Source organism: Burkholderia sp. KJ006, from assembly GCF_000262695.1.
GTDB lineage: Bacteria > Pseudomonadota > Gammaproteobacteria > Burkholderiales > Burkholderiaceae > Burkholderia > Burkholderia vietnamiensis.
Genome location: NC_017921.1, coordinates 699,532 through 713,105 on the forward strand (window position 1 = coordinate 699,532; position 13,574 = coordinate 713,105).

Genomic DNA, 13,574 nt, shown 5'->3' on the forward strand with positions numbered 1-13,574 from the left:
GCGCGCGCGTCGCGTCACGCGTGGCGGCGCACCCGGCTTGACGCCGCATACGCGGCCGACCCGATCACGATGCCCCAGAACGCGGACCCGAGCCCCAGCCACGTCATCCCCGATGCGGTCGCGAGGAACGTGATCACCGACGCGTCGCGGTGCGCGTCGTCCTCGAAGATCCCGTGCACGTTCGCGCCGATCGCACCGATCAGCGCGAGCCCCGCGAGGATCGCGACGAACGCCTTCGGCAGCGCGAAGAACAGCGTGACGATCGTCCCCGCGAAGATCCCGCCGATCAGATAGATCACCCCGTTCGCGATGCCCGCGACATAGCGGCGGTCCGGATCCTCGTGCGCATCCTTGCCGGTGCACAGCGCCGCGGTGATCGCCGCGACGACGATCGTGACCCCGCCGAAGCAGGCGACGACGAGCGACATCACGCCGGTAGCGGCGATGATCGGCCGGGCGCTGGTGTGGTAGCCCGAGACGCGCAGGATCGTCATCCCCGGCAGGAACTGGCCGGTGAGACTGACGACGACCAGCGGCAACGCGAGGCTGAGCGTGGTGCCGAGCGTCCATTCCGGCGCGATGAACACGGGCCGCGTGATGCTCGGCGATACGTTGCCGATGTGCGCGATCCCCAGCAGCGTCGCGAGCGCGGCGCCCGTCAGCAGCACCAGCACGATGCTGTAGCGCGGCAGCAGGCGCCTGAAAATCACGTACGCGCCGATCATCCCGAAGCCGAGCACCGGCTGCGCGGTCGCGGCCGAGAACGCATGCATGCCGAACGGCAGCAGGATGCCGGCCATCATCCCGCACGCGATGCCGCGCGGAATATGGCGGACCAGACGGTCGAAACCGCCGCTCACGCCGATCGCCAGCATGATCGCCGCGGCCGTCAGGTAGGCGCCGACGGCCTGGTTCAGCGACAGTTGCGGAAACAGGCCGACGAGCAGCGCGGTGCCGGGCGCCGACCACGCGGTGATCACCGGCACCTTCAGCTTCCAGCTAGCGAACAGGCCCGACACGCCCGCGCCGATCGAGATCGCCCAGACCCACGACGCGACCATCTCGTTCGATACGTGCGCGGCCTGCGATGCCTGGAACAGGATCGCGAGCGGACCCGCATAGGAAATCAGCACCGCCAGAAAGCCCGCGGTGATCGCGGACACCGACCAGTCGTTGCCGATCGAGCGGACCGCGCCGGGTGAGGAGTTGGGTTGCATCGTCGTTCGGAGAGGGCGGCGCGCGGCCGCGGGCGGAGGCGGAGCGAATGATCGTGGGCGGCTCCGGACGAGCCGTCATTCTGGCCATTGCCGACGCAATTGGCAATTCGGCGGTAGAGCGCCGCATTGCGCTGGCGTCGGCGTTTCGTAAGGAATGCGCAGGGGGCGTGGATGGCGCGCCGTTGCGCGCAACGGCCGCCGCAACGGGCGGCTTCGCGACGCGACCGACGCCCTACGCGCTCGCGCGCCTGACGTGCGTCAGGTACTGATCCGGAGATACCCGTCGACCACGGCGACCGTCGCGCCGCAGCCTGTGGACAGCGATGCGGTGCCGCGCTCGAACGGATGCACGGGCGCGTCGGTCGGCGTCCACGCATGGCGCGCGAGCAGTTCGCGATAGCCGCCGCGGATCACGAAGCCGCCGCATTTTTGCGCATACGCGTCGCGGCGCATCCGGTACGCACGCGGCAGGTCGTACCACGGCAGCTTCGGCAGGTCGTGATGCACGAGATGGTAGTTGTTGTTCAGATACAGCAGGCGCATCGCGAAGCCGGCCTCGTTGATCGCGATGCGCGCCTTCGGCTGCCGCGCGGCGCGATGCTCGAACAGCGACCGGATCATCGCGACCGACAGCGCGGGCCACGCGACGGCCAGTACGTAGTACCACCACGGCATGCCGATCGCCCGTTGCAGCCACGCGAGCAGTGCGGCCACGCACGCGGCGTGCGCGGCCCACATCGGCAGGTAGTGGAAGTCGCCGCGCCGGAACCTGCGCAGCGCGTCGGCGAACGTCGCCGCGACGCTCGTCGGCGGCCCGAACACGAGGCGCCCGACGAAGGTGTTGCGCGCCGCTGTCAGCGCGCGTCGCCAGCGCGGCAGCCGCGCCCACTGCTCGCGCGACACGTAGTTCGATTCCGGGTCGACGCCGGGCACGGTCAGATCCTCGTCGCGGTGATGGTCGAGGTGCGTGTCGCGATACAGCGTGTACGGATACCAGATCGTCAGCGGCGGATAGCCGAGCAGCCGGTTCACGAACGCGCAGCGGGTCGGATGCCCGTGCAGCAGTTCGTGCTGCAGCGACATGTGCCACGCGCCGAGCAGGATCAGCGGCGGCGTCGCGGCCCCAAGCGACAAATGGCCGGCGCGCACGAGCAGCAGCACGGCGAGCCAGCCGCCGTAGATCGCGACGATCAGCAGCCAGGTCGGCCACTCGGTGCGGGCGGTGAAGCGGGCGTCGAGCGCGGCGATCGCGCGCGCGTGGTCGACGTCGAAGTATTCGGCCATGGTGTGAAACGGGATGAAGTGCGCCGTCGGCGCGAAAGGCGGCAAGCGGACGAATGCGTCGATGCAGCGCACGCTCGATGTGCCCGCAGGTGTTTCGCCGGTGGCGGCCGTCACCTGGGCGGAATCCGACGGCGCCGCGCCATTTGAACGCTAACGGCGCGGCGTCGACATGCCAACCAAGCGTTTCGCATTTGCTTATGCGCCGCGCGGCGCATAAGCATCGTTCGCGCGCTCGTGTTTCGGTGCCTGCGGAAGTTCGATCGAGCGTGCTTCCCGCGGTGCAGCGCCGCTGCGTAGAATGCGCGCATGAACCAATGGATCGCCGCACTGCCGATGTACAACGTGACGCCGCGCCACGGCGCGCTGTGGCGCGCGTTGCTGCGTGACGCGCTCGATGCGTTCGCGCGCGCCGGCGGGCCGGCCGACGTCGCGCTGCCCGGCGAGCCGTTCGACGATCTGAATGCGCTGTGGCGCCGCAACGACCTGCTGCTGTCGCAGACCTGCGGCTATCCGTACCGGATGCTCGGGCTGAACGAAACCGTGCATCTGATCGCGACGCCCGCGTTCGATGCGTCCGGCTGCGACGGCGCACGCTACAGCAGCGTGCTGGTCGTGTCGGCGCGCGCGCAGGCGCGCGGCGCGACGACGCTAGCCGCGTGTCGCGGCCTACGCGCGGCCATCAACGGCGACGATTCTCACAGCGGGATGAATGCGTTGCGCGATGCAGTCGCGCCGCACGCGCATGACGGACGTTTCTTCGCTTCGGTCGCGTCGTTCGGCTCGCACCTGAACGTGCTGCGCGCGCTCGCGGCCGGCCAAGCCGATTGCGCGGCGATCGACTGCGTGACGTTCGCGTACGTGGGCGATGCGCTGCCTGCGTTGCTGGACGAGATCCGGATCGTCGGCATGACGGCGCCGGCGCCGGGGTTGCCGCTGATTGCGTCGAAGGCGCTCGACGGCGGGCTGGTGAAGCCGCTACGGGATGCGCTCGCGCATGCGGTCACGGTCGATCGCGACCGCGCGCGCGTGCTGAGGCTGAAGGGGTTCGAGAGTGTGGCGCCGCACGCATACGACACGATTGCGCAGTTCGCGCAGCGCGCGTCGGCGCGCGGCTATCCGGTGCTGGCATGACGCGGCGGTGCGGCGCTCGAAGCGCCGCACCGCTTGCGGTCATTCGTCGTCCATCAGGCGCACCTTGACGCGCTTGCCCTTGATCTTCCCGGCGTTGAGCTTGCGCAGCGCGTCGCGCGCGACGCCGCGCTCGATCGCGACGTAGGTCGAGAACTCCGTCACGTTGATCTTGCCGATCTGCTTGCCGTCGAAGCCGGCATCGCCGGTCAGCGCGCCGAGCACGTCGCCCGGGCGGATCTTGTCCTTGCGTCCGCCGAGGATCTGCAGCGTTTCCATCGGCGGCAGCAGCGTGCCTTCGTCGGCGGGCTTCAGTTCCGCGAGCGAATGCCATTCGACGTCGCGCTTCTGCGCCTGCTCGATCGCGCCGACCCGGCCCATCTCGTCCATGCTCGCCAGGCTCAGCGCCCAGCCTTCCTGGTCGGCCCGGCCGGTGCGGCCGATCCGGTGCACGTGCACTTCGGGGTCGGGCGTCACGTCGACGTTGATCACCGCCTCGAGCTGCGCGATGTCGAGCCCGCGCGCGGCGACGTCGGTCGCGACGAGCACCGAGCAGCTGCGGTTCGCGAACTGGATCAGCACCTGATCGCGTTCGCGCTGTTCGAGCTCGCCGTGCAGCGCGAGCGCATGGAAGCCCTGCGCGTGCAGCACGTCGAGCAGGTCGCGGCATTGCTGCTTGGTGTTGCAGAACGCGATCGTGCTGACCGGCCGGTAGTGGTTCAGCAACTGGCCGACCGCATGCAGACGCTCGGTGTCCGTCACTTCGTAGAAGCGCTGGCGGATCTTGCTGTCGTCGTGGCGCTCCGCGAGCTTCACTTCCTTCGGGTTGCGCAGGAATTGCTGGCTCAGCTTCGCGATGCCGTCCGGATAGGTCGCGGAAAACAGCAGCGTCTGACGCGTCGCCGGGCACATCCGTGCGACTTTCACGATGTCGTCGAAGAAGCCCATGTCGAGCATCCGATCGGCTTCGTCGAGCACGAGCGTGTTCAGCGCGTCGAGCTTCAGGTTGCCGCGCTCGAGGTGGTCCATGATGCGGCCCGGCGTGCCGACGACGACGTGCGCGCCGTGCTCGAGGCTCTGCGCCTGCGGACGCATCGGCGTGCCGCCGCACAGCGTCAGCACCTTGACGTTCTCCTCGGCGCGCGCGAGGCGGCGCACTTCCTGCGCGACCTGGTCGGCGAGCTCGCGCGTCGGGCACAGGATCATCGCCTGCACGTCGAAGCGACGCGCGTCGAGGCGCGACAGCAGCGCGAGCGAGAATGCGGCGGTCTTGCCGCTGCCCGTCTTCGCCTGCGCGATCAGGTCGTGCCCGGCCAGCGCGATCGGCAGGCTCGCGGCCTGGATCGGCGTCATGTCGACGTAGCCGAGCTGAGTGAGGTTCGCGAGCGTCGCGGGCGTCAGCGGCAGCGCGCTGAACGGCGTGGCGGCGGGCTGCGTCATTCGACATCTCCGAGGTAGGGGCGGCCGGCCATCTGCTCGTAGACGACCGTGCCGTCTTCGGCTTCGAAGCGCTCGAGATAGTTGCGTGCGCCGCATAGCGGGCAGCGGAACAGCAGCCCCTGGCCTTCGTCCTTGATCACGACGTCGGACGTCTCCCACTGCGTGCCGCAGCTCTGGTTTCGGCAGGTAAACACGGTTTTTCTCCAGCTGAATTCGGTTGGTGGCGCGCCCGGCGGGCGCGGCAACGGCGTGCGGCGCTCGCGCGGCTCGGGCGCGGGCCGCACCGGCGGTCGCGGGGACCGCGGCGATGCGGATGGGTGGAGCGGGCGGCGACGGCGTCGCGCGTGCCCGCAATTCTAGCGGATGCGGCGCACCGGCAGTCGGGCATTCGGGCGGGCGCGCGGCGAGCGGGCCGATACGGCGGCAGCGCGCAACGGCGCGAATGCCGCGGCCGGCCGGTTGCGGCGGCCCGGACGCGGCCGCAACGACGGAAAGCGAACGCGTGCGGCCCGACCTGTGCGCTCGCGGCACGGCGCGAAGCGCGCCCGCCGATCGTCGAGCCGCGGCGCGGCATCGCGGGCCGGCGTTCGCGCCTGCCTCAGGTCAATTCGCGACGCCGTTCCCGCAGAACTGCTCGTACGCCTGCGCGCTGTTCGCGAAGCCGCGCGCGTGCGCGAGCTCCCATGGACGCTCGCATTGCTGCGTGTGCGCGCACCACGCGTAGCCGGCCGAGCCGATGCAGCCGTGCGCGTCGCGATCGCCGCCGAGCGCGGGCGGCGTGACCTGGGCGGTCTGCGTGCTCGGCGCGGACCGTCCGGCGACGTCCGGTGGAAGCGGCGACGGCGGTTCGGTGGTGCAGGCGGTCAATGCGAGCGCGAGCGCGAATGCGGCGGCGAGCGAGACGGAAGGCATGACGGGTTTCATGACGGGGTGCTCCATGGGATGACGATCGACGCGGATGCCGGCGCGGGCGGGAACGGACGCTTACGCATCGGGCACCGGCACGCGCGACGAGAACTTCACCTCGCGCAGCGCGAGGCTCGACTGAATCGACGACACGCCGGCCTGCTTCCTCAGCACGCGTTCGACGAACGTGGCATACGCGTCGAGATCGGACGCGACCACCTGAAGAATGTAGTCGGCCGCGCCGGTGATCTTGTGGCACGACGTCACTTCGTCGTGACTGCGCATCACGTCCTCGAAATGATCGGCGTCCTGGTCCGAATGCATGTTGAACGTGACGTGCACGAACGCGAACACGTTCATTCCGAGCGCGCGGCGGTCGAGATTGGCCTGATAGCCGGTGATCACCCGTTCGTCCTCGAGCCGCTTGCGCCGCCGCCAGCATGGCGTGACGCTCAACGACAGGCGCTCGCCGAGCGTCGCATTCGATAGCGCGCCGTCGTCCTGCAGCATGCGCAGCATCGCGCGGTCGACGCCGTCCAGTTCGAGCGGAGCGCGATTTTTGCTCATTGAGTGATCTCCGTAGGCGGTTTTTTCGAAATTGTAGGAAACGGCGAAGTCGAAAGCAAAACAATCGCCATCGGGCGTCGATAGACTGTCGCCTCAGTCACGCGTTTCACTGGAACGGCCAACCATGCTCACGATCTACAGCAGCGATCACCATCTGCATCGCGGCGTCGAACTGAAAGACGGCGCGATCACCGATTCGTTCGAAAACCCGCTGCGCGCCGAGACGGTGCTCGCGCAGGTGCGCGCGGCGGGCCTCGGCGGCGTGCTCGCGCCGCGCGCGTTCGACCGCGCCTGCTACGCCGGCGCGCACAGCACGCGGTACGTCGAGTTTCTTGCCGGTGCGTGGGACGAGTGGACCGCGAGCGGCCGCAGCTGCCAGGCGCTGCCGCTGGTGTGGCCGGTGCGCGCGATGCCGTCGGCGGCGGCGCTGCCCGATTTCATCGACGGCAAGCTCGGCTTCTTCGCGATGGACGCCGGTGCGCCGATCAATGTCGGCACGTGGGACGCCGTGCGCGCGAGCGCGAATTCCGCGCTCACCGCAGCGGACCTGCTGTCGAACGGCTGCGCGCGTGCGGCGTTCGCGCTGTGCCGGCCGCCCGGTCATCATGCGGGTCGCGAATACATGGGCGGTTACTGCTATCTGAACAACGCGGCGATCGCCGCGCAGCGCGGCATCGCGAGCGGCGCTGCGCGCGTTGCGATAGTCGACGTCGATTTCCACCACGGCAACGGCACGCAGGACATCTTCTACGATCGCGCGGACGTGCTGTTCGCGTCGATCCACGGCGAGCCGGCCGTGTGCTATCCGTACTTCTCCGGCTACGCGCACGAGCGCGGCAGCGGCGCGGGCGACGGCTTCAACCTGAATCTGCCGTTGCCGAAGGGCACGCAGTGGGACGCATATGCGCGTGCGCTCGAGCACGCGGCGGCAGCGGTCGCCGCGCATGCGCCCGATCTGCTGGTCGTATCGCTCGGCGTCGACACGTTCGAGCACGACCCGATCAGCCACTTCAAGCTGCGCTCGCCCGACTACCTGCGCATCGGCGAGGCGCTCGCGCGGCTGCGCGTGCCGACGCTGTTCGTGATGGAAGGCGGGTATATGGTCGACGAAATCGGCGTGAATGCGGTGAACGTGTTGCTTGGTTTCGAGGGACGGGCGTAGAGGTTGCGCTGCGTTGCTGACCCGCTGAACCGCTACACCGCCGCCTCGGCGATCAGCCGCGCGGCCATGCGGGCAACCGATCGAGGTACGGACTACGTGACGTACGCGACGCCGCGCATGCCGGAGCGTATCGCGCGGCGTGCCCTCGCGCGATACGCGCGGTCATGCACCGCGCCGCCTCACGACACCTGCGCGCGATGCGGATCGGCCCGCCGTTGCTGCTCGGCGTCGTGCACGATATGCAGCTCGCGGGTGCGGATCGGCAGTGCGCAGTCCGCATCGTCGAGCGTCTTGCGCACCTGGCGCGCGAGACGCCAGCGGGTCGCCCAGAACTTGTCGGTGTGGGTCCACACGCGCACGTTCGCGATCGCGGTGCTGTCGTCGAAGCGCATCACCATCACGTCGGGCGCAGGATCGCTCAGCACGTCGGGGTCGGCTTCGGCCAGCGCGCGCAGCGCGCCGAGTGCACGATCGATGTCGTCGTGCACCGACACCTCCACTTCGAGATCGAGACGGCGCGTCGGATTGCGCGTGTAGTTGCGGATCGAGCTGCCCCACAGCGCGCTGTTCGGCACGTATTCGCAGATGCCGTCGGGTTTGGTCAGCCGTGTCATGAACAGGCCGACCTCGTCCACGGTGCCCGCGACGCCGGTGCCGCCGTCGATGTAGTCGCCGACCTTGAACGGCCGCAGCAGCAACAGCATGATGCCGGCCGCGATGTTCTGCATCGTGCCTTGCAGCGCGAGGCCGATCGCGAGGCCGGCCGCGCCGAGCACCGCGACGATGCTCGCGGTTTCGATGCCGAGCTGCGACAGCGCGCCGACGATCGCGACGATGCGGATGCCCCACACGGCGACGTCGCAGAGGATCGGGCGCAGCGTGACGTCCACGCGCTCCTTGTTCGCGAGCAGACGGTTCAGCCAGTTGCCGATGCGCTTCGACAGCCACCAGCCGACGACGAGCAACGCGAGGCCGGCGCAAAGCCTGATCGAAAGCGTCGACAACGCGTTCCACAGGAACGTCCAGCGTTCCGGATGAAGATGATCGAGAAACATGACGGGATTCCGGTTCGATGACAAAAGGCGCGACGTGATGCACGGCTCGTCGTCGGACGGCGCTGCGCTCGCACGTCGGCAGCCCTCGACTGTACAACCTTCCCGTGCGCGGCGCGAACGCAGCCGGGCGGGACGCATGCAGTGTCGCGCCGATCGTGCGCGCGCGTGCGCGGCCTGATACACCTGACAGGCGAACATTTTCCGGATTGGCGATATCGTGCGGGCAGCGCGCGCGCGCGTTTCAGCGGCTTTTCAATCAACCGGCCCGCGACGGGCCTTCACGAGGAAAATGCGATGACGAAACCCGACTCACTGCGAGGCGACATCAAGGAGCAGGCCCAGGAAGCAGACCGACACAACCTGGCGCGCCCGGCGACGAACGGTGCGTTGTGGGCGCGCGGCCTGACGACGCAACGCGTCGCCGATCTGTTCAGAACGCTGCCCGGCCTGGCCGGCCACTGGATGCAGCTGCAGAACGAAGTCAACGCGGGCAATCGCTATTTCTACGGCGTGCAGAACGGCCACCAGACCACCGACGAAGGCAAGGAACTGATTCGGTGGATCGCCGATGCGGTGGTCAGCGCGGCGCAGAAGGCGTCGTTCGACTTCCCGTTGCAGCAGCTCCGCTTTACCGCCGACACCGGCTGGCTCAAGCTTCAGCGCGTGTCGGGGCGCGTGATGGTGATGTCGCGGCCGTGACGGTCGCCGCCGGGCGCCGCGCGCATCACTGGCCGAAGTGCTGCGCCGCGGCGTCCTTCAGCCGTGCGGCCGTGATTTCACCCATGTGCGATTCGACGAGTTCGCCCTTCGCGTTGAAGAACAGCGTCGTGGGCAGGCCGCGCGATCCGTACGCATGCATCGCGCGCAGCGTCGGATCCAGCAGCACGGTGTCGAAGCGCAGCCCCTGCTGCGCGAGGAACGCGCGTACCGCCGATGCGCTTTCTCCCTGATTGAGCATCAACACCGTGATGTCCGGCCGATCGCGCTGCACCTGTTCGAGAATCGGCATTTCGCGCCGGCAGGGCGCGCACCACGTTGCCCACAGATTGACGACGAGCGGCTTGCCGGCAAAGCGTTGCGGCAACACGGGCGCTCCATCGAGCGCCTGCAACTGCATTGCGGCGAACGGCGGCGCATTGCGCTGCAGCGTCGCGAGCGTGCCCAGCGCAATGCCCCATGCGGCCAGCCCGGCGACGATGCCGGTGGCGACGGGCCGGCGCAGAGCCGGAAGGCGGCGCAGCCGCCACACCGCGAACACCAGCGCGGTTGCGAGGCCGATCCGCCAGTCGAAGCCACCGTCGCCCAGCGCGACGATCGAGCGCGGCGTGGCCGCGTATTCGCGCCACCATTGCGCGACATAGCCGATACGGGCGGCGACGAGCCCCAGCAGCAGCGCGTCGAGGATCAGGCTCGACGCGCTCTTGTGCTGGCCGTCAGACGGGCGGCGCTGGATCAGGCGGGCAACGAGCCACGCCAGCAATGCCGCGGCGGCTACCGCGACGACGCGGATCGAGAAGGGACCAAGGCTCAACATGAAGGCAAAGTTTCGGGGAACGAGGGATCGACCGGTGAACGCGACGCGGTCGACGCGTGATGCGGCGTTTCGACCCGGCGCGGCGCTTGCGGTTCCCGTCGTGATCGAGCGGCCTGCGCCGCGTTGCGGCGGCCGCTCGAATGGCGGATGCGATCGTTCAGGACGACGTCGCGTTCGCCGCTGTGCGGCGGCGCGCCCGACGATACGCGCGGCGCTCGCGCCGCAGCCCTGACTACCGGATGTCGCGGCCCACGCCGGCCGACGTGCCGCCGAGCCGGTACGCCGTGAAGAACTCATCCCATGGCGTGCCGTGACCGACGGGCACGCCGAGTGCCGTGGTGCGCTGCTTCAACGCGGCGAACACGTCGCCGATGCGCGCGGTCTGCGCGGCATCGCTGAACGGACGCTGCTTCGCGCGACCGGCCGCGAACGCGCCGTAGGCGATCGCGAGCAGACGTGGGCCGTCGTCGATCGAGAAAATCGCCCCGTTGATCGCTTCGACGAGGCGCGGCCGCTCGGCTTCGCGCGCTTCGGCGATGCACAGGAACACGAGCGCCGACACTTCGTGCAAATCGCGCGCCCGCAACAATGCCGGCAGACGCGCGGCGATCCGCTCGGCCGGTTCTTCTTGCAGCGCGGTGCCGAAGTCGACGACGGCGAGCATCGGATTGTCGTCGTGCACCACGCGCTCGAGCGCCGGTGCAGCGGCGCTCGCTGTCAACTGCGCGGCGTCGTCGGGTGCGCTGCGCAGCACGTCTGCCACGGGTTGCTGCCACGCCGGAAAGATCATCCGCACGTTGCCGAACTGCTCGCCGCCTTGCGCGGCCGGATTCCATCGATAGACGATCGTGCCGCCGTGGATGAACGGGGAATACAGATGCTCGGGCGTTTGCGGCGGCGGCCGCCGGTTGATCGGCAGCCACGCGAGCGTGAGCCAGTCGTAGCGGCCGGTGGCCGGCACCGCGGGGCTCGACGTCGCGACGACCTGCCAGCTGCCGCGGTTCGCATAGCGCCTGCGCGCATCGGGTACCGCGACGGTCTGGCGGGTCGCCGTGTCGAAGTAGGTGGGGCCGCTCACCGGCGCGCCGCTGTCGGCGGCCGGCGTGATGGTCGCGATGACCCACGCCGTGCCGTCGGCCGACCGGTAGTCGGACGGCCGCAACGTGGCGACGTCGTGCACCATGCGCGTTTCGGCGGCGACGGTGCTCGGCGGCAGGGCGGCGGAACCGGCGATGATGCTCGGCATGGATGTCCCTCGGAATCGGGTGCGTATCGCGGCACGTGGGCGATGCGCAACGGTGCAGGTCGGTTCCCGTAACTGTAGAACGTCATCGCGGGAAACGGAAAGCGGCGCGGACGTGCCGTTGGTTTCGCGCACCGTGCCGCGTCGCCCGCAACGTGGTACAGCGCACCTGCGCCTGCCGCAGCCCGATCACGCGACGCGCCGTTGCAGACGTTTCGTCATTTAGCTAATATGCGAAACGTTAACCGAGGCCGACCCCATGGACGACGTCATCCGCATCAGCGCACTGGCCAACGAAAGCCGGCTGGCCGTGATGCGCTGGCTCAAGCAGCCGCGCAAGCATTTTCCGCCGCAGCCGCACGGCGACTTCGACGAGCTCGGCGTGTGCTGCACGTACATCACCGACAAGCTCGGCATCGCGCCGGCGACGACCACGCGCCACATGCGCATCCTCGCGGATGCGGGGCTGGTGCGCGCGACGCGCGTCGGCAAGTTCACGTACTACAAGCGGATCGACGATGCGCTGCATCGGCTGGGCCGCGATCTGCTGCAACTCTGACCTTCATCGAGGCCACGACATGGATGAACTCGCGCTGCTTGCCGACGCCGACCGGCGTGCGCACGCGTATCTCGCCGCGACCGCCGAACGGCGCGCGTACCCCGACGCGGCGGCGCTCGCCGGCCTCGCCGCGTTCGACGAGCCGCTGCCGGATACGGGTCGTGCGGCCGACGACGTGCTGCGGCTGCTGGACGAGCGCGGCACGCCCGCGACCGTTGCGTCGAACGGCCCGAACTACTTCGGCTTCGTGATCGGCGCGACGCTGCCGGCCGCGGCGGCGGCCGAACGGCTGATGCTCGCATGGGATCAGTGCGCGTCGTCGTTCGTGAACTCGCCGGTGGCCGCGACGATCGAGCGGCAGGCTGCGCGCTGGATCGTCGACGTCCTCGGGCTGCCCGAAGGCAGCGCGGTGGGATTCGGCACGAGCGCGACGGCATGCACGCTCGTCGCGCTGGTGGCCGCGCGGCGCGCGCTGCTCGCGCGCAACGGCTGGGACGTCGACGAGGACGGGCTGAACGGCGCGCCCGAGGTCAAGGTGGTGCTGTCCGAGCTCGCGCACATCACGGTGAAGAAGGCGCTGCGCGTGCTCGGCTTCGGGATGAAGCGCCTGATCGTCGCGCCCGTCGACGCGCACGGCCGCATCGATCCCGCGCAGCTGCCGCCGCTCGACGACATGACGATACTCTGCGTGCAGGCGGGCGAGGTCAACACGGGCGAGTTCGATCCGTTCGCGGCGCTGATTCCGCGCGCCAGGGCCGCCGGTGCGTGGGTCCATGTGGACGGCGCATTCGGCCTGTGGGCGCGGGCGTCGTCCAAGCGCGCGCTGACCGACGGCGTCGACGGCGCCGACAGCTGGACGACCGATGGCCACAAATGGCTGAACACGCCGTATGACGGCGCGATGGTGATCTGCCGCGACGCGGCGGCGCTCGCAACCGCAATGAACAGCGACGCCGTTTACCTGAGCGGCGCGCACGACGCGCAGAAGAACCTGAACCTCGAGTTCTCGCGGCGCGCGCGCGGCATTCCGGTGTGGGCAGCGCTGCGCGCGCTCGGCCGCGCGGGCGTCGCGACGATGATCGAGCGGCATTGCGCGCAGGCAGCGCGCATCGCCCACGGCTTGCGCGCGGCCGGCTACGACGTGCTGAACCGCGTGGTGCTGAATCAGGTGCTCGTGCGAGCCGGCACGGACGACGAAACGATCGCCATCATCGGAGCCGCGCAGGATTCGGGCGCCGTATGGTTCGGACAGACCGTGTGGCAGGGCAGGCCCGCATTGCGCATCAGCGTGTCGTCATGGCGCACGCAGGACGAACACGTCGATCGTCTCGTTGCATTGCTGACGCAGTTGCGCGGCGTGCACGTGCGTTGAGCGACCGCCGCGCGGGCGGCCGCGCGCACCGCTGCGCGCGTGCGCGAAAATGTCCGACAATACCGTCGCATGCTTGCCGTGCCGCTTCGGCGAGCCCGTTCAACCGC

Annotated in this window: 16 protein-coding genes; 7 read left to right on the forward strand and 9 right to left on the reverse strand. The window is 69.3% G+C overall.

What is annotated here, in order from left to right; genetic code table 11:
• Window positions 1-14: 14 nt before the first annotated feature.
• Entirely contained in the window at window positions 15-1,217 is a 1,203-nt protein-coding gene (locus MYA_RS17225) for a benzoate/H(+) symporter BenE family transporter (RefSeq protein WP_014724340.1), read from the reverse strand.
• A 47-nt stretch (window positions 1,218-1,264) separates the two neighbouring features.
• On the opposite strand from MYA_RS17225, the gene MYA_RS31260 reads away from it, so the two are divergent.
• Window positions 1,265-1,486: a hypothetical protein gene (locus MYA_RS31260; RefSeq protein WP_059888851.1), complete on the forward strand. Its 222-nt coding sequence runs from the start codon at window positions 1,265-1,267 to the stop codon at window positions 1,484-1,486.
• On the opposite strand, the gene MYA_RS17230 is transcribed toward MYA_RS31260, so the two are convergent.
• Entirely contained in the window at window positions 1,476-2,501 is a 1,026-nt protein-coding gene (locus MYA_RS17230; RefSeq protein ID WP_014724341.1) for a fatty acid desaturase, read from the reverse strand. The genes MYA_RS31260 and MYA_RS17230 overlap by 11 nt on opposite strands.
• A 13-nt stretch (window positions 2,502-2,514) precedes the next feature.
• On the opposite strand from MYA_RS17230, the gene MYA_RS31730 reads away from it, so the two are divergent.
• Together MYA_RS31730 and MYA_RS17235 are read left to right on the forward strand one after the other, a co-directional pair.
• A complete protein-coding gene (locus tag MYA_RS31730) occupies window positions 2,515-2,655 on the forward strand; it encodes a hypothetical protein (RefSeq protein ID WP_014724342.1) in 141 nt (46 codons plus the stop codon).
• Between the two features lie 152 nt (window positions 2,656-2,807).
• Entirely contained in the window at window positions 2,808-3,632 is an 825-nt protein-coding gene (locus MYA_RS17235) for a phosphate/phosphite/phosphonate ABC transporter substrate-binding protein (protein ID WP_014724344.1), read from the forward strand.
• Window positions 3,633-3,671: 39 nt separating this feature from the next.
• Here MYA_RS17235 and dbpA read toward each other — a convergent pair whose 3' ends face one another.
• The 4 genes from dbpA to MYA_RS17255 all read right to left on the reverse strand — a co-directional run bounded on the left by dbpA (window position 3,672) and on the right by MYA_RS17255 (window position 6,542).
• The gene (gene dbpA / locus MYA_RS17240) at window positions 3,672-5,069 is read right to left on the reverse strand and encodes an ATP-dependent RNA helicase DbpA (RefSeq protein ID WP_014724345.1); all 1,398 of its coding nucleotides are present in this window, start codon (window positions 5,067-5,069) and stop codon (window positions 3,672-3,674) included.
• Entirely contained in the window at window positions 5,066-5,263 is a 198-nt protein-coding gene (locus tag MYA_RS17245; RefSeq protein ID WP_011881245.1) for a hypothetical protein, read from the reverse strand. Before MYA_RS17245 ends, dbpA begins: the two co-directional genes overlap by 4 nt.
• A 409-nt stretch (window positions 5,264-5,672) precedes the next feature.
• Complete coding sequence (locus MYA_RS17250; RefSeq protein ID WP_014724346.1) at window positions 5,673-5,993, reverse strand: hypothetical protein; 321 nt, start codon at window positions 5,991-5,993, stop codon at window positions 5,673-5,675.
• Between the two features lie 60 nt (window positions 5,994-6,053).
• Window positions 6,054-6,542: an Lrp/AsnC family transcriptional regulator gene (locus MYA_RS17255; protein ID WP_014724347.1), complete on the reverse strand. Its 489-nt coding sequence runs from the start codon at window positions 6,540-6,542 to the stop codon at window positions 6,054-6,056.
• Between the two features lie 124 nt (window positions 6,543-6,666).
• On the opposite strand from MYA_RS17255, the gene MYA_RS17260 reads away from it, so the two are divergent.
• Complete coding sequence (locus tag MYA_RS17260; RefSeq protein WP_014724348.1) at window positions 6,667-7,704, forward strand: histone deacetylase family protein; 1,038 nt, start codon at window positions 6,667-6,669, stop codon at window positions 7,702-7,704.
• A gap of 179 nt (window positions 7,705-7,883) precedes the next feature.
• Here MYA_RS17260 and MYA_RS17265 read toward each other — a convergent pair whose 3' ends face one another.
• Window positions 7,884-8,759: a mechanosensitive ion channel family protein gene (locus MYA_RS17265; RefSeq protein ID WP_011881249.1), complete on the reverse strand. Its 876-nt coding sequence runs from the start codon at window positions 8,757-8,759 to the stop codon at window positions 7,884-7,886.
• Window positions 8,760-9,053: 294 nt separating this feature from the next.
• Between MYA_RS17265 and MYA_RS17270 the strand changes: the two genes are divergently transcribed.
• The gene (locus MYA_RS17270) at window positions 9,054-9,458 is read left to right on the forward strand and encodes a hypothetical protein (protein ID WP_011881250.1); all 405 of its coding nucleotides are present in this window, start codon (window positions 9,054-9,056) and stop codon (window positions 9,456-9,458) included.
• Window positions 9,459-9,483: 25 nt separating this feature from the next.
• On the opposite strand, the gene MYA_RS17275 is transcribed toward MYA_RS17270, so the two are convergent.
• Together MYA_RS17275 and MYA_RS17280 are read right to left on the reverse strand one after the other, a co-directional pair.
• Entirely contained in the window at window positions 9,484-10,293 is an 810-nt protein-coding gene (locus MYA_RS17275; protein ID WP_014724350.1) for a TlpA family protein disulfide reductase, read from the reverse strand.
• Between the two features lie 232 nt (window positions 10,294-10,525).
• Window positions 10,526-11,539: a hypothetical protein gene (locus tag MYA_RS17280; RefSeq protein WP_014724351.1), complete on the reverse strand. Its 1,014-nt coding sequence runs from the start codon at window positions 11,537-11,539 to the stop codon at window positions 10,526-10,528.
• Between the two features lie 256 nt (window positions 11,540-11,795).
• Between MYA_RS17280 and MYA_RS17285 the strand changes: the two genes are divergently transcribed.
• Both MYA_RS17285 and MYA_RS17290 read left to right on the forward strand, forming a co-directional pair.
• Complete coding sequence (locus MYA_RS17285; protein WP_011881253.1) at window positions 11,796-12,095, forward strand: ArsR/SmtB family transcription factor; 300 nt, start codon at window positions 11,796-11,798, stop codon at window positions 12,093-12,095.
• Between the two features lie 19 nt (window positions 12,096-12,114).
• Complete coding sequence (locus MYA_RS17290; protein WP_011881254.1) at window positions 12,115-13,467, forward strand: pyridoxal phosphate-dependent decarboxylase family protein; 1,353 nt, start codon at window positions 12,115-12,117, stop codon at window positions 13,465-13,467.
• Window positions 13,468-13,574 lie beyond the last annotated feature (107 nt).